Annotated in this window: 15 protein-coding genes and 2 tRNA genes; 3 read left to right on the top strand and 14 right to left on the bottom strand. The window is 59.8% G+C overall.

Annotated elements, in window-relative coordinates; translation table 11 throughout:
- Window positions 1-19: 19 nt before the first annotated feature.
- Window positions 20-1,495: a ketol-acid reductoisomerase gene (gene ilvC, locus ACJ8HT_RS21180; protein WP_038874693.1), complete on the bottom strand. Its 1,476-nt coding sequence runs from the start codon at window positions 1,493-1,495 to the stop codon at window positions 20-22.
- A gap of 168 nt (window positions 1,496-1,663) precedes the next feature.
- On the opposite strand from ilvC, the gene ilvY reads away from it, so the two are divergent.
- The gene (ilvY, locus tag ACJ8HT_RS21175) at window positions 1,664-2,554 is read left to right on the top strand and encodes an HTH-type transcriptional activator IlvY (protein ID WP_033636409.1); all 891 of its coding nucleotides are present in this window, start codon (window positions 1,664-1,666) and stop codon (window positions 2,552-2,554) included.
- An 8-nt stretch (window positions 2,555-2,562) separates the two neighbouring features.
- Here ilvY and ACJ8HT_RS21170 read toward each other — a convergent pair whose 3' ends face one another.
- The 10 genes from ACJ8HT_RS21170 to ACJ8HT_RS21125 form a co-directional block, all read right to left on the bottom strand.
- Entirely contained in the window at window positions 2,563-3,264 is a 702-nt protein-coding gene (locus tag ACJ8HT_RS21170) for a DUF2461 domain-containing protein (protein ID WP_197653319.1), read from the bottom strand.
- 21 nt (window positions 3,265-3,285) lie between these two features.
- Window positions 3,286-3,864, bottom strand: coding sequence for a hypothetical protein (locus ACJ8HT_RS21165; RefSeq protein ID WP_164268609.1), 579 nt, complete (start codon window positions 3,862-3,864; stop codon window positions 3,286-3,288).
- On the bottom strand, window positions 3,864-4,859 hold the full coding sequence (locus ACJ8HT_RS21160; protein ID WP_033654501.1) for a hypothetical protein: 996 nt from the start codon (window positions 4,857-4,859) through the stop codon (window positions 3,864-3,866). Before ACJ8HT_RS21160 ends, ACJ8HT_RS21165 begins: the two co-directional genes overlap by 1 nt.
- 112 nt (window positions 4,860-4,971) lie before the next feature.
- A complete protein-coding gene (gene ilvA / locus ACJ8HT_RS21155) occupies window positions 4,972-6,516 on the bottom strand; it encodes a threonine ammonia-lyase, biosynthetic (protein ID WP_060425379.1) in 1,545 nt (514 codons plus the stop codon).
- A gap of 5 nt (window positions 6,517-6,521) precedes the next feature.
- A complete protein-coding gene (gene ilvD, locus ACJ8HT_RS21150) occupies window positions 6,522-8,372 on the bottom strand; it encodes a dihydroxy-acid dehydratase (RefSeq protein WP_197653318.1) in 1,851 nt (616 codons plus the stop codon).
- 76 nt (window positions 8,373-8,448) lie between these two features.
- A complete protein-coding gene (locus tag ACJ8HT_RS21145; protein ID WP_197653317.1) occupies window positions 8,449-9,375 on the bottom strand; it encodes a branched-chain amino acid transaminase in 927 nt (308 codons plus the stop codon).
- Window positions 9,376-9,398: 23 nt separating this feature from the next.
- On the bottom strand, window positions 9,399-9,656 hold the full coding sequence (ilvM, locus tag ACJ8HT_RS21140; RefSeq protein ID WP_197653316.1) for an acetolactate synthase 2 small subunit: 258 nt from the start codon (window positions 9,654-9,656) through the stop codon (window positions 9,399-9,401).
- Window positions 9,653-11,299 (bottom strand): acetolactate synthase 2 catalytic subunit, encoded by a 1,647-nt coding sequence (ilvG, locus tag ACJ8HT_RS21135; protein ID WP_197653315.1) that lies wholly within the window; start codon window positions 11,297-11,299, stop codon window positions 9,653-9,655. Before ilvG ends, ilvM begins: the two co-directional genes overlap by 4 nt.
- A gap of 142 nt (window positions 11,300-11,441) precedes the next feature.
- Window positions 11,442-11,540 (bottom strand): ilv operon leader peptide, encoded by a 99-nt coding sequence (gene ilvL, locus ACJ8HT_RS21130; RefSeq protein WP_013814970.1) that lies wholly within the window; start codon window positions 11,538-11,540, stop codon window positions 11,442-11,444.
- 133 nt (window positions 11,541-11,673) lie between these two features.
- Complete coding sequence (locus tag ACJ8HT_RS21125) at window positions 11,674-12,906, bottom strand: MFS transporter (protein ID WP_049270160.1); 1,233 nt, start codon at window positions 12,904-12,906, stop codon at window positions 11,674-11,676.
- 342 nt (window positions 12,907-13,248) lie between these two features.
- Between ACJ8HT_RS21125 and ACJ8HT_RS21120 the strand changes: the two genes are divergently transcribed.
- The gene (locus ACJ8HT_RS21120) at window positions 13,249-14,772 is read left to right on the top strand and encodes a YifB family Mg chelatase-like AAA ATPase (protein WP_194572408.1); all 1,524 of its coding nucleotides are present in this window, start codon (window positions 13,249-13,251) and stop codon (window positions 14,770-14,772) included.
- 28 nt (window positions 14,773-14,800) lie between these two features.
- Here the strand turns inward: ACJ8HT_RS21120 and ACJ8HT_RS21115 are convergent, their stop codons facing one another.
- Window positions 14,801-15,139 carry a DUF413 domain-containing protein gene (locus tag ACJ8HT_RS21115; RefSeq protein ID WP_019455272.1) on the bottom strand — a complete coding sequence of 113 codons (339 nt, stop codon included), beginning with the start codon at window positions 15,137-15,139 and terminating at the stop codon, window positions 14,801-14,803.
- 119 nt (window positions 15,140-15,258) lie between these two features.
- Here ACJ8HT_RS21115 and hdfR point away from each other — a divergent pair, with 119 nt between their 5' ends.
- Window positions 15,259-16,086: an HTH-type transcriptional regulator HdfR gene (gene hdfR / locus ACJ8HT_RS21110; RefSeq protein ID WP_049198322.1), complete on the top strand. Its 828-nt coding sequence runs from the start codon at window positions 15,259-15,261 to the stop codon at window positions 16,084-16,086.
- A 260-nt stretch (window positions 16,087-16,346) separates the two neighbouring features.
- Here the strand turns inward: hdfR and ACJ8HT_RS21105 are convergent.
- Both ACJ8HT_RS21105 and ACJ8HT_RS21100 read right to left on the bottom strand, forming a co-directional pair.
- Window positions 16,347-16,422 (bottom strand) — tRNA-Trp (locus ACJ8HT_RS21105).
- 51 nt (window positions 16,423-16,473) lie between these two features.
- A tRNA-Asp gene (locus ACJ8HT_RS21100) sits at window positions 16,474-16,550 on the bottom strand.
- Window positions 16,551-16,588 lie beyond the last annotated feature (38 nt).

Below are 16,588 nucleotides of genomic sequence, written 5' to 3'. Positions count from 1 at the left end.
TTCTTTACCTTGCGGAAAATCAGCCCGCAACGGCGATACGTTTCATGTCGGTCATGTAGCCACGCAGTTTGCGACCGACGGTTTCGATTGGGTGGCTGCGCACCGCTTCGTTCACGTCGCGCAGCTGCGCGTTGTCCACCGCCGTACCCGCCGCGGCTTTGCCCAAATCGCCCGCCTGCAGGGTGGTCATGAAGTCCTTCAGCAGCGGCACCGCCGCGTTGGCGAACAGGTAGTTGCCGTACTCTGCGGTATCGGAGATAACCACGTTCATTTCATACAGACGTTTGCGCGCAATGGTGTTGGCGATCAGCGGCAGCTCGTGCAGCGACTCGTAGTAAGCCGACTCTTCGATGATGCCGGCATCGACCATGGTTTCGAACGCCAGCTCAACGCCCGCTTTCACCATCGCCACCATCAGCACGCCGTGATCGAAGTACTCTTGCTCGCTGATTTTGCCTTCAAACTGCGGCGCATTCTCGAACGCGGTTTTGCCGGTCTCTTCGCGCCAGGTCAGCAATTTCACGTCGTCTTCCGCCCAGTCGGCCATCATGCCGCTGGAGAAAGCGCCGGAGATGATGTCGTCCATGTGCTTCTGGAACAGCGGCGCCATGATGGTTTTCAGCTGTTCAGACAGCGCATAGGCACGCAGCTTGGCCGGATTGGACAGGCGATCCATCATCAGCGTGATGCCACCCTGCTTCAGCGCTTCGGTGATGGTTTCCCAGCCGAACTGAATCAGTTTCTCGGCGTAAGCCGGATCGGTGCCCTCAGCAACCAACTTATCGAAGCACAGCAGCGAACCCGCCTGCAGCATGCCGCACAGAATGGTCTGCTCACCCATCAGGTCGGATTTCACTTCGGCGACGAAGGAGGACTCCAGCACGCCGGCGCGGTGGCCGCCGGTGGCCGCCGCCCAGGCCTTGGCGATCGCCATGCCTTCGCCTTTCGGATCGTTTTCCGGGTGAACCGCAATCAGGGTAGGCACGCCGAAGCCACGCTTGTACTCTTCACGCACTTCGGTGCCCGGGCATTTCGGCGCGACCATCACCACGGTGATGTCTTTACGCACCTGCTCACCCACTTCAACGATGTTGAAGCCGTGGGAGTAACCCAGCGCCGCGCCGTCTTTCATCAGCGGCTGCACCGCGCGCACCACGGAAGAGTGCTGTTTGTCCGGCGTCAGGTTGACCACCAGATCCGCCTGCGGGATCAGATCTTCGTAGGTGCCGACCTTAAAGCCGTTTTCGGTCGCCTTGCGCCAGGAAGCGCGCTTCTCGTCGATCGCTTCTTTGCGCAGGGCATAAGCGACATCCAGGCCGGAATCGCGCATGTTCAGCCCCTGGTTCAGACCCTGGGCACCACAGCCGACAATCACCACTTTTTTACCTTTCAGGTAGCCGGCTTCGTCAGCAAATTCGTCGCGCGCCATAAAGCGGCATTTACCCAATTGCGCCAACTGCTGACGCAGGTTCAATGTGTTGAAATAGTTAGCCATGGTGGTACTCCGGTTTGATGTTGTCTTGCATTGTTATTTTCATTCCCCGCCCTGTCTGTGCGGAGATTCGTTAAACTCAATGTATAACAGGAAATGCGTTGCTTAAATTGATATATTGAGAACGTGATATTGCAATTTATGCAACACTCTCACTGCGAGCGTATCGATATGGATTTACGTGATTTAAAGCTGTTCCTGCATTTGGCCGAAAGCCATCACTTCGGGCGCACCGCCAAGGCGATGCACGTCAGCCCGTCGACGCTCTCCCGCCAGATCCAGCGGCTGGAAGAGATCCTCGGGCAGCCGCTGTTCCTGCGCGACAACCGCACCGTGCAGCTGACCGACGCCGGCGAACAGCTGAAAGAATTCGCCCAGCAAACGCTGCTGCAGTATCAGCAGCTGAAGCACTCGCTCGGCCAGCACGGCCCTTCGCTGAGCGGCGAACTGCGGCTGTTCTGTTCGGTGACCGCGGCGTACAGCCACCTGCCGCCGATCCTCGATCGCTTCCGCGCGCAGCATCCGCTGGTCGAGATTAAGCTGACCACCGGCGACGCCGCCGATGCGGTCGACAAAGTGCAATCCAACGAGGCCGATCTCGGCATCGCCGGCCGGCCGGAAACGCTGCCCGCCAGCGTGGCGTTCACCAAAATCGGCGAAATCCCGCTGGTGCTGATCGCGCCGGCGCTGCCCTGTGCGGTGCGCAGCCAGGCGTTCGCCGACAGGCCCGATTGGGCCGAGATCCCGTTCATCCTGCCGGAGCACGGCCCGTCGCGAAAACGCATCGAGCTGTGGTTCCGCCGCCACCGCATCAGCAATCCGCTGATTTACGCCACCGTCGGCGGCCACGAAGCCATCGTGTCGATGGTCGCTTTGGGCTGCGGCATCGCGCTGATCCCGAGCGTGGTGGTGGACAACAGCCCGGAGCCGGTACGCAACCGCATCTCGCAGCTGGATAATATCTCAATGGTCGAACCGTTCGAGCTGGGGGTCTGCGTCCAGAAAAAGCGCCTCAGCGATCCGCTGATCGACGCCTTTTGGCGCTTGCTGCATCCCCGCTGACGCGAGGTTTACAGATCCGCCGGATCGATCTGCTTCATCGTCTCTACCTGCATCAGCCAGTGGTAGAGCGGCTCAAGCTGCAAAAATGCCCCGGTCAGCAGCGGCACCAGATCGGCGCTGAACAGCTTTTCCACTTCGCTGTCGGTCACCATCACCGCAAACGACTTGCGGTTGTACCAGGTGGCGATCTCCGCCGCCTGCTCCTTCACCAGCGGGCGCTTGTAGCTCTCACCCACCAGCTCGAACGGCCGCCGGCAGCAGGCGGCCACCTCAAGGAAAGGCTGCGGCCGCTGCCTCAGCGTATGGCGGAACAGATCCATGGTCGGCTTGTTGGCACTGTAGTAGCCGAGCCCATAGCGCAGCATGTCCGGCCCCAGTTCGAAAAAGTAGACCGGCGCGTCTTTCCAGTCTTTGCTCGGACGCTTGAACGTCAGCCACATGCGGCTGCGGTAGCGCGATTTGTCATGAGAAAAGCGCGTGTCGCGATGAATGCGCGACAGCGTTTTGCCGATCGCCGGGCGAGTCTCGAACTGCGGGTCGATCGCCAGCATGCCGGGAGCCAGCTGCTCAACCAGCGCGCGGAACGGCGCCAGCAGCTCGCGATCGTAGGTATCGCGGTTGCCGTCGAACCACGCCTTATCGTTCTCTATCCGCACCTGCTGCAGGAAATTCAGACCCTGCTGGCTAAAGCCGGAGAAGGGTTGCGTCATAAGTTTTTCCGTTCTGACGGTTTATCGGGTGTTGCGCAGATCTTCTCTCTGCCAACGGCGTTTGATAAACACGCGCCGACGCGTGCGAAAGTAAGCGACATAGAGAGAGAACGCCGCCCGGTTGCTGAATAGTGCACCGCCAACCACGCCCCCCAGCAGCATGGCGACGGTGGCGATGCCGGTCATCCCCGACGCCCACGCCGCTGCGGCGCCAAGGCAAAACAGGCCGAGCATGCCAAGGTAATATTGCAACAATACCACCCCGCTGTTTTTACCCTGCACCAGTTGGAACAGGATCAATGTCATCCACACCGCCACGATCGCGCCGCTGCCCATGAGAACGGCGGCGGAAGTCTTGCCGCTCCAGGCGGCCGCCACGTCCGTGGCCAGGCCCATCACGCCCGCCAGCCCCAACGTCAGGCATACCATCAGCAACATGACATTGCCGACGCCCGGCGGCGACAGCCGCTGGCCCGGCGTCAGGAAATGCTGCTCGAGCTGCGCATCTACGCCGGCGAACAGTGCGCGATCGCGCGCCGCGATTTGGCGTTCCATCTCCCGGCCCTGCGCGATCAGGCGTTTAATCATCCAGTCCGCCATTACCTCACCATCTGCGGCAATTTCTGCATAATGCCCACAAAATACTGCCCGGTGGTTTTCACATTCACCGGCGCAGACAGGGTGCCGCTGATGCCGCTGCCCACGAACGTCAATGAGTTATTGAGCGCCGAATGCAATTGCTGGCGCAGCCCGTTTTGGATCGCTTCCGTCGGGTAGCGCTTCGGGTATAAGCCGTTCTTCACCATCTCTTTCAAGACGTTATTGGAAATTCCCGGATTTTCCGCCCGAATGATGTTTTCGGTCAGCCGTTTCCTTTCGCTACGGGGCATGCTTTTCAGCCATTCCGTCGCCTTGCGCGCCGAAATACGGCGCATGGCGCGGTAGGTCATCGTCGCTTCCTTCAGGGCAGCCCCGGCACTGGCCAGCGAGATCACATCGAGCACGGTACTGGTGGCGATATACCACTGTTCTGAATCGAGCTGAGCCAGTTCATCGCCTTTCCCGTCATAAAGCTTGTTGACGCGGTACAGCCCGTTGCCACACTGCAACGCGCTGGCGGCCATGCCGGCATAGCCCAGATAAGCCACCGCCGAGCTGGTGCCGCCGGTAAACGGCACGGCGACGCTGCCCGACGCCAGTAAAAATACCGATACCAGCAGCGTTCCGCACGACAGCGCGGCCGAGGCCAACTCTTTGCTGACGCTGGGTTTGCTCAACGCTTCCGACAGCGTATTGGTCGCGGCAACGCGTGAAGTATGAGCCACCGTTTTACTGATGACCACGTGGGTAACCTGCGAAGCGTTTGAGTAACCGGTGTGCTGCGTCGGGCGGACTAAAAAGGAGTTCTGCCCGTCGGAAAAAATAATGCCCACGCCATGAAAGGCGAGGCTGCAGTCCAGCGAGTCCTGCAAGGCTTGCAGATTAATATCGCGATAGAATTCTTGTACGCCGGTATTGCCCAACAGGCGGGCAAACTCGGCGTTGGTCAAATCGTCCTCGGGGGAACCGAACGGCGTAGAAAAAGCGGTTTTCATTGTCGTGCATCCCTATACGTCAGAAGTCTTGGCAGTATAAAAATGCACGACAAAATCACAACCATGCAACCCATAAACTGACTAACGCGTCACGGTTGCTTATCAATCCGACTCATCCCTGCAAAAAGAAGCGGAACGCCGGGTTGTCGGTTTCGTCGTGGCAATCGTAGCCCAGCGCCTGCAGGTGCCGCTCGAATTCCGGCTCGGTTTGCGCCAGTTCGAAGGCCGCCAGCACCCGGCCGAAGTCGGTGCCGTGGCTGCGATAGTGGAACAGCGAAATGTTCCAGTGCGTGCCCAGCGTCTGCAGGAACTTCAGCAGCGCGCCCGGCGACTCCGGAAACTCAAAGCTGTACAGCCGTTCGCGCAGCGGCTTCGACGGACGCCCACCCACCATGTACCGCACGTGCAGTTTGGCCATCTCGTCGTCCGACAGATCCACCACCTGATAACCGTCGGCATTGAGCTCGTCGATGATTTCCCGCCGTTCGGCGTGCCCGCGCGTCAGACGCACGCCGACAAAAATGCAGGCGTTGTCGGCATCGGCGTAGCGATAGTTGAATTCGGTCACCGAGCGGCCGCCCAGCAGTTGGCAGAACTTGAGGAAGCTGCCCTGCTGTTCCGGAATGGTTACCGCCAGCAGCGCTTCGCGCTGTTCGCCCAGTTCGCAACGCTCGGAAACGTAGCGCAGCCCGTGGAAGTTGAGGTTGGCGCCGGACAACACGTGCGCCAGACGCTCGCCCTGAATGTTGTGCTGCTGGACGTACTTTTTCAGCCCCGCCAGCGCCAGCGCGCCGGAAGGTTCGGCAATGGCGCGCACGTCCTCGAACAGATCTTTGACCGCTGCGCAGATGGCATCGCTGTCTACGGTGATCACGTCGTCCAGATATTCACGGCACAGGCGGAAGGTTTCGTCGCCGATACGCTTCACCGCCACGCCTTCGGCGAACAGCCCGACGCGCGCCAGATCCACCGGATGGCCGGCATCCAGCGCCGCGCGCAGGCAGGCGGAGTCTTCCGCTTCGACGCCGATCACTTTGATCTGCGGCATCAGCTGCTTGATCAGCACCGCCACCCCGGCGGCCAAGCCGCCGCCGCCGACCGGCACGAAGACCCGATCCAGATGCGCGTCTTGCTGCAGCAGCTCCATCGCCAGCGTGCCCTGCCCGGCGATCACCGTCGGATGATCGAACGGCGGCACGAAGGTCATGCCCTGCTGCTGGGAAAGCTCGATCGCCTTCGCTTTGGCCTCGTCGAAATTGGCGCCGTGCAGCAGCACTTCGCCGCCGAAACCACGCACCGCATCCACTTTGATGTCCGCAGTGGACACCGGCATCACGATCAGCGTTTTGATGCCCAGCCGTTTACCGGAGAAGGCGACACCCTGCGCGTGGTTGCCGGCCGAAGCCGTCACGACGCCGCGCGCCTTCTGCTCTTCGTCCAGCCCGGCGATCATCGCATAGGCCCCGCGCAGCTTGAAGCTGTGCACCGGCTGGCGATCTTCGCGCTTCACCAAAATGGTGTTGCCGAGGCGCGAAGAAATTTTGTTCATGGCCTGCAACGGGGTGACCTGCGCCACCTCGTAGACCGGCGAGCGCAGTACCGCTCGCAGATATTCCGCGCCGCAGGGGGCGCTGGGTAGGGGTTGAGAGACCGCCATGCTGCTTATCCCCCCAGTTTGCTCTTGTCGCGTACCGCGCCTTTGTCGGCGCTGGTGGCCAACGAGGCGTAGGCGCGCAGCGCGAAGGATACCTGACGCTCACGGTTTTTCGGCGTCCAGGCCGCGTCGCCGCGCGCCAGTTCCGCTTCATGCCGCGCCGCCAGCTCCTGCTCGCTGACGTCCAGCTGGATGCCGCGATGAGGAATGTCGATCGCGATCATGTCGCCGTCCTGCACCAGGGCGATCAGGCCGCCGTTGGCCGCCTCCGGCGAGGCGTGGCCGATGGACAGCCCGGAGGTGCCGCCGGAGAAACGCCCGTCGGTAATCAGCGCGCACGCCTTGCCCAGCCCCATCGATTTCAGATACGTGGTTGGGTAAAGCATTTCCTGCATGCCCGGCCCGCCTTTCGGCCCTTCGTAACGGATAACGACCACGTCGCCCGCCACCACTTTGCCGCCGAGGATCGCTTCTACCGCATCATCCTGGCTTTCATACACTTTGGCCGGGCCGCGGAAGGTGAGGATTTCCTTGTCTACGCCGGCGGTTTTGACGATACAGCCGTTCTCCGCCAGGTTGCCGTACAGCACCGCCAACCCGCCATCCTGACTGTAGGCGTGCTCACGGGTGCGGATGCAGCCTTCCTTGCGGTCGGTGTCCAGCGAATCCCAGCGGCAGTCCTGAGAGAATGCCTGCGTGGTGCGGATACCGGCCGGCCCGGCGGAGTACATTTTCTTGACGCTTTCGTCGCGGGTCAGCATTACGTCGTAGGCTTCCAGCGTCTGCGGCAGGGTCAGCCCCAGCACGTTGTTCACCTCGCGGTTCAGCAAGCCGGCGCGATCCAGCTCGCCGAGGATGCCGATTACGCCGCCGGCGCGGTGCACATCTTCCATATGGTATTTCTGCGTGCTCGGCGCCACCTTGCACAGGTGCGGCACTTTGCGCGACAGGCGATCGATGTCTTCCATGGTGAAGTCCACCTCGCCTTCCTGCGCCGAAGCCAGCAGGTGCAGCACGGTGTTGGTCGAGCCGCCCATGGCGATGTCCAGCGTCATGGCGTTCTCAAACGCCGCCTTGTTGGCGATATTACGCGGCAGCGCGCTCTCGTCGTCCTGCTCGTAATAGCGTTTGGTCAGCTCGACGATGCGCTTGCCGGCGTTGAGGAATAGCGTTTTGCGATCGGCGTGGGTGGCCAGCAGCGAACCGTTGCCCGGCTGCGACAGGCCCAGCGCTTCGGTCAGGCAGTTCATCGAGTTAGCGGTGAACATGCCGGAGCAGGAACCGCAGGTCGGGCAGGCGGAACGCTCGATCTGCTCGCTGTCGGCGTCGCTGACGTTCGGGTTCGCGCCCTGGATCATCGCATCCACCAGATCCAGCTTGATGATCTGGTTGGAGAGTTTGGTCTTGCCGGCTTCCATCGGGCCGCCGGAGACGAAGATCACCGGGATATTCAGGCGCAACGCCGCCATCAGCATGCCTGGGGTGATCTTGTCACAGTTGGAGATGCACACCATCGCGTCGGCGCAGTGGGCGTTCACCATGTATTCGACCGAGTCGGCGATCAGCTCGCGCGACGGCAGGGAATAGAGCATGCCGCCGTGGCCCATGGCGATGCCGTCATCCACCGCGATGGTGTTGAACTCTTTGGCCACGCCGCCGGAGGCTTCGATCTGTTCGGCGACCAGTTTGCCCAGATCGCGCAGATGCACGTGGCCCGGCACGAACTGGGTAAAGGAGTTGACCACGGCGATGATCGGCTTGCCGAAATCGGCGTCGGTCATCCCGGTCGCGCGCCACAATGCGCGGGCACCCGCCATATTGCGGCCGTGGGTGGTGGTGGCGGAACGGTACTTAGGCATGCTCTTTTCACTCCAAATGTATTTATGACAGGCGGCGAACGAACCGCCTGGATATTCTTATCTGTCTGTCTTGTCGTTACGGATTTACCGGATCCAGCCAGCCGTATTTGTCTTCTGTCTTGCCGCTGAACAGGCCGAAGAACGCCTGTTGGATCTGTTTGGTCACCGGGCCGCATTTGCCGATGCCGACCTGAATGCCGTCCACGCTGCGTACCGGCGTGATTTCCGCCGCGGTGCCGGACATGAACACTTCGTCGGCCAGGTACAGCGATTCGCGCGACAGCACCTGCTCACGCACTTCGAAACCCATGTCTTTCGCCAGCTTGATGATCGCGTCGCGGGTGATGCCCGGCAGCGCCGAAGAGGTGAACGGCGGGGTGTAAATCACGCCGTCTTTCACTTCAAACAGGTTCTCACCCGCCCCTTCGGAAATGTAGCCGTGCACGTCGAGCGCGATGCCTTCCTGATAGCCGTGGCGACGCGCTTCGCTGCCCACCAGCAGGGAGGAAAGATAATTGCCGCCGGCCTTGGCCGCAGTGGGGATCGTGTTTGGTGCGACGCGGTGCCAGGAGGAGACCATCGCATCGATGCCTTGATCCAGCGCTTCTTCACCCAGATAAGCGCCCCAAGGAAACGCCGCGATAATCACGTCCGTTTTGTAACCGGCCGGCGGGTTGACGCCCATACCGACATCGCCGACGAACACCAGCGGGCGGATGTACGCGCTGACCAGGCTGTTCTTGCGCAGCGTGGCGCGGCAGGCTTCCATCAGCTCGTCGACGCTTTGCGAAACCGGCATGCGGTAGATTTTCGCCGAGTCGTGCAGGCGCTGCATATGTTCGCGATGACGGAATACCACCGGCCCCAAGTGCGAGTCATAACAGCGTACGCCTTCAAACACCGACGTGCCGTAATGCAACGCGTGCGACATCACGTGCACTTTGGCCTCGGCCCAAGGAACCATCTCACCATTGAACCAAATGTAATCGGCTTTCTTAGTCATTGTTATTTATCCTTCTCGACGCCTCAGGCGCGTATTTGTTGTGATGTTGGCTGCTGGATCTCGACGCAGGAGACGTCCAGCAGTTTGCTTAACTGAGATGACAACAGGGCAACCGGGCGCAGGCTGGCAACGGTCAATTCGATATTGATGCTGTCGGCGTTGGCCGGGGAAACCATATTCATAGCACAAACCTGAAAGCCGCGATGACGCACGACCCGCAATACGCGTTCTAACATTTCGGGGCGAAAACGCGCCTGGATCGAGAGTTGATGCTGCATCATGATATTTCCTCCAACATGGTTTCGTTGCCAGCGCCCGGCGGCACCAGCGGCCAGACGTTTTCAAGTTCGTCGATAGAGACCTGCAGCAGATAAGGGCCTTCGGTGTTGAACAGCGCCTCGAGCGCGCCTTCCACCTGATCCTTGCGGCTGATGCGCTGGCCGGGAATGCCGAAGGCGGCGGCCAGCATCAGGAAGTCGGGGTTATCGGACAGGTTGGTTTCGCTGTAGCGGCCGTCGAAGAACAGCTGCTGCCACTGACGCACCATTCCGAGGCGCTGGTTGTCCAGCAGCACGATCTTGAGCGGCAGCTGTTTACGCTTGATGGTACCCAGCTCCTGCACGTTCATCATGAAGGAGCCATCGCCCGAGACGCAGATCACCGTATCTTGCGGGCGCGCGATCTGGGCCCCCACCGCCGCCGGCACGCCGAACCCCATGGTGCCGAGGCCGCTGGAGGTGATGAAATTCTCCGGGCGTTCGAACGTCATGTGCTGCGCGCTCCACATCTGGTGCTGGCCCACGTCGGTGGTCACCACGCTGTTGGCCGGCTTGCGGGCGGACAGCTGGCGCAAGAACAGCGGCGCGTAGATCGGCTGGCCGGGGTGATCGTAGCGACAGACGTGCTCGGCTTTCAGCGCCGTCACCTGCTGCTGCCAGGCGGCGATGTTCAGCGGGCGCTGCAACGCCGGCAGCAACGCTTTCAGGTCGCCCTGCAGGGCCACATGCGCCTGGCGCAGCTTGCTCATCTCCGCCGGATCGATATCCATGTGGATCACTTTGGCGTGCGGTGCGAAGGCGTTCAGTTTGCCGGTCACGCGATCATCGAAGCGCGCGCCGACGGCAATCAGCAAATCGCACTCCTGCACCGCCAGGTTGGCAGCCTTGGTGCCGTGCATGCCCAACATGCCGAGGTACAACGGATCTTGCGCATCCGGTGCGCCCAGCCCCTTCAGGGTGGCGACGTTCGGCATGCGGGTCACGGCGATAAATTCGCGCAGCGCCGGCACCGCCTGCGCCATCCCCACGCCGCCGCCGACGTAAAGCATCGGTTTATGCGCCTGCGCCAGCAGCTCGGCCGCTTCTGCCAACGCCGTCGCCGGGAACGCCGGCGCTTCGTCGACGGGCATCAGATGTGGGTGCAAGTCGCCCTGCGCCAGCTGGATGTCTTTCGGGATATCGATCAGCACCGGGCCAGGGCGGCCGCCTGCGGCGATGGCGAACGCTTCCGCCATGATGCCCGGCAAGGCGTCCAGCGATTCCACCAGGAAGCTGTGCTTGGTGCAGGCCAGAGACAGGCCGAGAACATCGATCTCCTGAAAGGCATCGGTGCCGATCAGCGCGGAACCCACCTGACCGGTGATGGCGACAACGGGAACGGAATCGAGCAGCGCATCAGCCAGGCCAGTGATCAGGTTGGTGGCGCCAGGGCCGGAAGTGGCGATGCAAACGCCGACTTTGCCGGTGGCGCGGGCGTAGCCGATGGCAGCCATCGCGGCGCCCTGTTCATGGCGGCACAGCAGGTGTTCCACACCGCCGTCGTACAGCGCATCGTACACCGGCATGATTGCCCCGCCCGGATAGCCGAATACGGTATCCACACCCTGCGCACGCAACGCTTGAACTACCCACTGAGCGCCATTCATAGTTATTTCCCCGCCTTACTTCGACAAATGCAGGATTTTGTTCTGTTTTTCATACTCTGCCCCTTGCTCCACTTTTCTCTTGCCAATAAAAAACCCCCGGACCTGACGGTGCGGGGGTTCTCTTGCGATTCCGGCTTGTTTGCTAAGCCTTTCTTCGTCCAAGTGCAGCCCCGCACGGTGGGATAATAATCACCACCACGCTAATCACGACTAGGCTAATCACTTGGGCAAAGGCTTTCATAATGGGTTTGTTCACTGTGCTCATTCAGAACTAATGCTTACAGAGGTACCATAGTCGCGCGCGGCATGACAACACTTTTTTTGCGTTATTATTCGGCGCAATCTGGTCATACCTCACGCAAGTCGCCCCTCTTTCACACGTTGGCGCGCATGTCAGGTTTCTTCACCGCGTCGGTGATCGCCTTACCGCGCGTATCCTTGCCAAAGAACACCAACAGGGCGATCGCCACCGCCACCGTACCGGCGACGATCGCCATCGCCAGGCCGTAATTATGCCCATGATGCTCGGCGATGGTGGCTTGCAGCGTGGCGTTGACCGAGGCTATCAGATTGCCCAGCTGGTACACGAACCCCGGCAGCACCGCGCGGGTGTTGGCCGGCACCAGTTCGGTCAGGTAGGTCGGTATCACGCCCCAGGCACCCTGCACCATGAACTGCATCAGGAAAGCGCCGATCCCAAGCATCAGTGAACCGCTGGAAAACGCCCACAGCGGGATCACCGGCAGCGCCAGCAGCGCGGCGATGATGATCGCTTTCTTACGGCCGATCTTTTCCGATAACGAACCGAAGAATACGCCGCCGATAATGGACGCGATATTGTAGCTTATGGCGATGATACTGACGGTTTTAGGGTCGAAACCGTGCTGAACTTTCAAAAATACCGGATACAGATCCTGCGTGCCGTGGGAGAAGAAATTGAACGCCGCCATCAGCAGCACCAAATAGCAGCACAGCTTCCAGTGGCTCTTCAATACCGGCAGCAAGGCGGTGCTTTCTTTGCGTTCGCGCGCCGCCAGCCACACCGGCGACTCCTGCACGCAATAATATATAAACGGCAGCAGCAGGATCGGCGCCGCGCCGATAACGAACATGCCGCGCCAGCCGACCGTTTCGAACAGCAGGCCGTAGACCACCGCCGCCAGCAGATAACCGAACGGGTAGCCGGCCTGGAAAATACCCGACATCAGGCCGCGTGAGCGGTCCGGTATGGTTTCCATCGCCAATGATGACGCCACGCCCCAGATGCCGCCCATCGCAACCCCGTACAGCACCCGTAACAGCAAAAAGACCGTCAGCGAGGGCGCAGCGGCGGAGAGCAACTCAAACACCGAGAAGAAGACGATATTCAGCATCAGGATCGGCTTGCGGCCATATTTTTCCGCCGCGCGCCCGAAGATCAGCGCGCCGATAGGCCGCACCGCCAGCGTGAGCAGAATCGCCAACGTCACCTGTTCCAGGCCAACGTGAAAGGATTGCGCGATATCGCTGAGTAAGAATACCAGCACGAAAAAATCGAAAGCATCGAGCGTCCAGCTTGAAAAGCTGGCGATTGCCGCATTGCGTTGCAGCGGGGTCCAACCAAACATAGTGTTATCCCTACCGTAGAGTACGAAGTCAGGAGGCTTAGCGGCTGCCGGGCAGAATGCGGCGGCGGTCGGAGTTTGTTAAAGAAGTGATTTTTCTTTTAATCAATTGTTAAATACACCCATTAAGCCTATGGTTGCAATGCGTCTGGGCCGCTAATGTGTTGCAGCCTTCGGCGATATTGTTAATGGGTATTGCCGCAGCCTGCGAGACAGATCGCACAACCTCATTCGCTGAAATGAAAATCGGCAATTACGTTGCGAACCTCAGGGAAAAATCGCTAATAACGCCGCGCGAAGCCAGAATGAATCGCGCATCATGTTGCCCTCAGCAAGGAGAGCGATATGTCATTGGCGGTAATCTATAGCCGCGCCATCATCGGCGTTCAGGCCCCTTCAGTAACGGTGGAGGTGCATATCAGCAATGGCCTGCCCGGCCTGACGCTGGTCGGTCTGCCGGAAACCACGGTGAAAGAAGCGCGCGACCGAGTACGCAGCGCCCTGATCAACAACGGTTTCACCTTTCCTGCCCGGCGCATCACCGTCAATTTAGCGCCGGCCGACCTGCCGAAAGAAGGCGGGCGTTACGATCTGCCCATAGCGCTGGCGATCCTCGCCGCCTCCGAACAATTGCCCCTCGCACCCTTGGCGCGTTACGAGTTTCTTGGCGAGCTCGCACTGTCCGGCTCACTGCGGGCGGTCAGGGGCGCGATCCCGGCGGCGCTGGCGGCGGCTGATGCAGGACGACAACTGATCCTCTCGACGGACAATACCGCCGAGGTCGGCCTGATCGCACAGTCACAATCCCATACCGCCCGGCACCTGTTGGAAGTCTGCGCCTTTCTCCTCGGCCAGGGCGAATTGCCGGTAGCAGCCATACCTCCCGCTGCGGACACCGCCCGCGAAAATGCCGACCTGTGCGACATCATTGGTCAGGAGCAGGCCAAGCGGGCCCTGGAGATCGCCGCCGCCGGCGGGCATAACCTTTTGCTGATTGGGCCACCGGGCACCGGTAAAACCATGCTGGCCAGCCGCCTCACGGGCTTGCTGCCGCCGCTGACGGAACATGAGGCGCTGGAAAGCCTGGCGGTCGCCAGCTTGCAGCATCATATCCCCACCGCGCTACTATGGCGCCAGAGGCCATTTCGCGCACCGCATCACAGTGCATCGATGGCGGCGTTGGTCGGCGGCGGCTCACTGCCGCGCCCGGGCGAAATCTCTATGGCACATAACGGCGTGCTGTTTCTGGATGAGCTACCGGAATTCGAGCGTAAGGTGCTGGATGCACTGCGTGAGCCGCTGGAGTCCGGCGAGATCGTAATTTCACGCGCCAACGCCAAGGTCTGTTTCCCCGCCAGAGTGCAGTTGATTGCGGCAATGAACCCCAGCCCGACAGGGCATTATCAGGGGCTACACAATCGCGCCTCACCACAGCAGGTGTTGCGCTATCTGGCCCGGTTGTCAGGGCCTTTTCTCGATCGCTTCGATCTGTCTATCGAAGTGCCGCTGTTGCCACCGGGTACGCTCAGTCAGCGGAAAACTCATGGAGAAAGCAGTGATCAAGTGCGGGAAAGGGTTCAGCTGGCGCGCACCCGACAGCTCGAACGCGCCGGTAAAGTCAACGCGCTGCTGAGCAACCGTGAGGTGGAGAGGGATTGCGTTCTGCAGGCGGCAGACGCCGAGTTTTTGGAGACAACATTAAACGCGCTGGGGTTGTCGGTCCGCGCCTGGCAGCGCATCTTGAAAGTGGCACGCACGCTGGCGGACTTGGCAGGGGATGCTGAGCTCGATAGGCACCACCTCAGTGAAGCGCTGGGCTATCGCAGTATGGATCGTCTGCTGTTACAGCTGCATCGTAGTCTGGAATAGAAAATGGGGCCCGCAGGCCCCATCGTCTTTAGTCGTCGCTGTCGCTGTAATCTTCTACTGCGTCAGCCTGCGGTTTACCGCCGGACAGAGTATGGAATTTCTTCGGACGGCGTGTGCGCGCCAGATATTTAGCCCATACTTTTTCCTGCTCGGTAGCCGCTTCGCGCTCACCGCGGCACACTGCGACGAACAGCTGTTCTTCTTCAGTGGCCGGCTGGCGTTTGCCCGAGTCCAGCTCGTTAAACGCGTAGCCGAAGCGCTCTAGCAATTGCGCCTCTTTAATGGTGAAATCGCCGTGACGGGAGAACCCGCGAGGGTAATGTTTATTATCAAAAAAACGATTGGTCGTGGTGAAGCTATCCGCCATCTGACACGCTCCTAATTCTCTTATGGCCGTGCTGTTTATGGCGCGGAGTATTAGATAGGCTTGACAGCGTGTAAAACAAAACATTTAAATCTTAACGACAAATTTTTTTGGAGATAGGTGTGGATACCGAATTACTGAAAACCTTTTTGGAGGTCAGTAGAACGCGTCACTTTGGCCGAGCCGCAGAATCTTTGTACTTAACGCAGTCCGCGGTCAGTTTCCGCATCCGTCAGTTAGAAAACCAGCTGGGCGCAAATTTATTTACCCGTCATCGCAATAATATCCGCCTGACGCCTGCCGGCGAGCGGCTTCTACCCTATGCCGAAAGCCTGATGAACACCTGGCAGCTGGCGAAGAAAGAGGTCGTGCGTTCGCTGCAACACACCGAGTTATCGATCGGCGCTACCGCTTCGCTGTGGGAAGCCTATCTGACCCCCTGGTTACAGGCGCTCTATCAACAACGCGAAGCACTTCAGCTCGAAGCCAGGGTGGCATTAAGGCACTCTTTGGTAAAACAGCTGCATGAAAGGCAACTCGATTTACTGATCACCACTGAACCGCCGAAGATGGATGAATTAGCCAGCCAACAGCTGAGCAATTTCTCATTACGCCTGTTCTCTTCTGCACATCGTGACAAACAGGCTCCAATGCCCTATATCAAACTGGAATGGGGAGCCGACTTCCACCAACAGGAAAGCCGCATGTTGGAAGGTGATAACGTGCCGGTACTCACCACCACCTCCGCTCACCTGACGCGTCAGCTGCTGGAAACCACGGGCGGATGCGCTTTCCTGCCCAGCCAGTGGGAACAAGAGTACCCACAGCTGGTTGCCGCCGCCGAGATCCCAGCGATTATCCGCCCACTGTATGCCGTCTGGCTGCAAAACAGCGATCAACAGCCTTTGATTCGACAATTACTTAAAATACCTTTAAATACCGCAGCCTAAAGCGTTATGGCGGCCTTAAGCGCCGCCATCGTGGTCATGGCTGTCTATCACGCTAAAATGCGCCCATCGCCTTCTGAGAGAAGATAACGCAAAACAGCAAGGGAATCAGGAGGTCACGGGGGTAAAGATCGGAAGAAGATGGAGCAACCAGGACCGGGCAAACATCGGCACCTAACGTCCATGTGCTCTGTTTCAAAGCGGTAAGGAAGAAAAATGATAGGCAAAAAAAAACCCTTTGCTTTCGCAAAGGGTTCTTAATATGGCAGGGGCGGAGAGACTCGAACTCGCGACACCCGGTTTTGGAGACCGGTGCTCTACCAACTGAGCTACGCCCCTAAATCTCGCTTAACATTATGCCTGCTAATAAAGCAGGCATAATTAAATAAGTGGCGGAACGGACGGGGCTCGAACCCGCGACCCCCTGCGTGACAGGCAGGTATTCTAACCAACTGAACTACCGCTCCACCGATTCTTTTACGTTGCATCTCTCGATGCCGGCAAA

The organism is Serratia sp. CY44782 (assembly GCF_052168715.1).
GTDB classification, from domain to species: Bacteria; Pseudomonadota; Gammaproteobacteria; order Enterobacterales; family Enterobacteriaceae; genus Serratia; species Serratia nevei.
This window is presented reverse-complemented; position numbering and strand designations above follow the sequence as displayed.

Excerpts from the sequence above, each read along its gene's own strand:
- ACJ8HT_RS21115 (WP_019455272.1), bottom strand. The coding sequence starts at position 15,139 with ATGGCGGATAGCTTCACCACGACCAATCGTTTTTTTGATAATAAACAT.
- ilvY (WP_033636409.1), top strand. The coding sequence starts at position 1,664 with ATGGATTTACGTGATTTAAAGCTGTTCCTGCATTTGGCCGAAAGCCAT.
- ilvM (WP_197653316.1), bottom strand. The coding sequence starts at position 9,656 with ATGATGCAGCATCAACTCTCGATCCAGGCGCGTTTTCGCCCCGAAATG.
- ilvC (WP_038874693.1), bottom strand. The coding sequence starts at position 1,495 with ATGGCTAACTATTTCAACACATTGAACCTGCGTCAGCAGTTGGCGCAA.
- ACJ8HT_RS21145 (WP_197653317.1), bottom strand. The coding sequence starts at position 9,375 with ATGACTAAGAAAGCCGATTACATTTGGTTCAATGGTGAGATGGTTCCT.
- ACJ8HT_RS21170 (WP_197653319.1), bottom strand. The coding sequence starts at position 3,264 with ATGACGCAACCCTTCTCCGGCTTTAGCCAGCAGGGTCTGAATTTCCTG.
- ilvL (WP_013814970.1), bottom strand. The coding sequence starts at position 11,540 with ATGAAAGCCTTTGCCCAAGTGATTAGCCTAGTCGTGATTAGCGTGGTG.
- ilvD (WP_197653318.1), bottom strand. The coding sequence starts at position 8,372 with ATGCCTAAGTACCGTTCCGCCACCACCACCCACGGCCGCAATATGGCG.
- ACJ8HT_RS21120 (WP_194572408.1), top strand. The coding sequence starts at position 13,249 with ATGTCATTGGCGGTAATCTATAGCCGCGCCATCATCGGCGTTCAGGCC.
- ACJ8HT_RS21165 (WP_164268609.1), bottom strand. The coding sequence starts at position 3,864 with ATGGCGGACTGGATGATTAAACGCCTGATCGCGCAGGGCCGGGAGATG.
- ilvG (WP_197653315.1), bottom strand. The coding sequence starts at position 11,299 with ATGAATGGCGCTCAGTGGGTAGTTCAAGCGTTGCGTGCGCAGGGTGTG.
- ACJ8HT_RS21160 (WP_033654501.1), bottom strand. The coding sequence starts at position 4,859 with ATGAAAACCGCTTTTTCTACGCCGTTCGGTTCCCCCGAGGACGATTTG.
- ilvA (WP_060425379.1), bottom strand. The coding sequence starts at position 6,516 with ATGGCGGTCTCTCAACCCCTACCCAGCGCCCCCTGCGGCGCGGAATAT.
- ACJ8HT_RS21125 (WP_049270160.1), bottom strand. The coding sequence starts at position 12,906 with ATGTTTGGTTGGACCCCGCTGCAACGCAATGCGGCAATCGCCAGCTTT.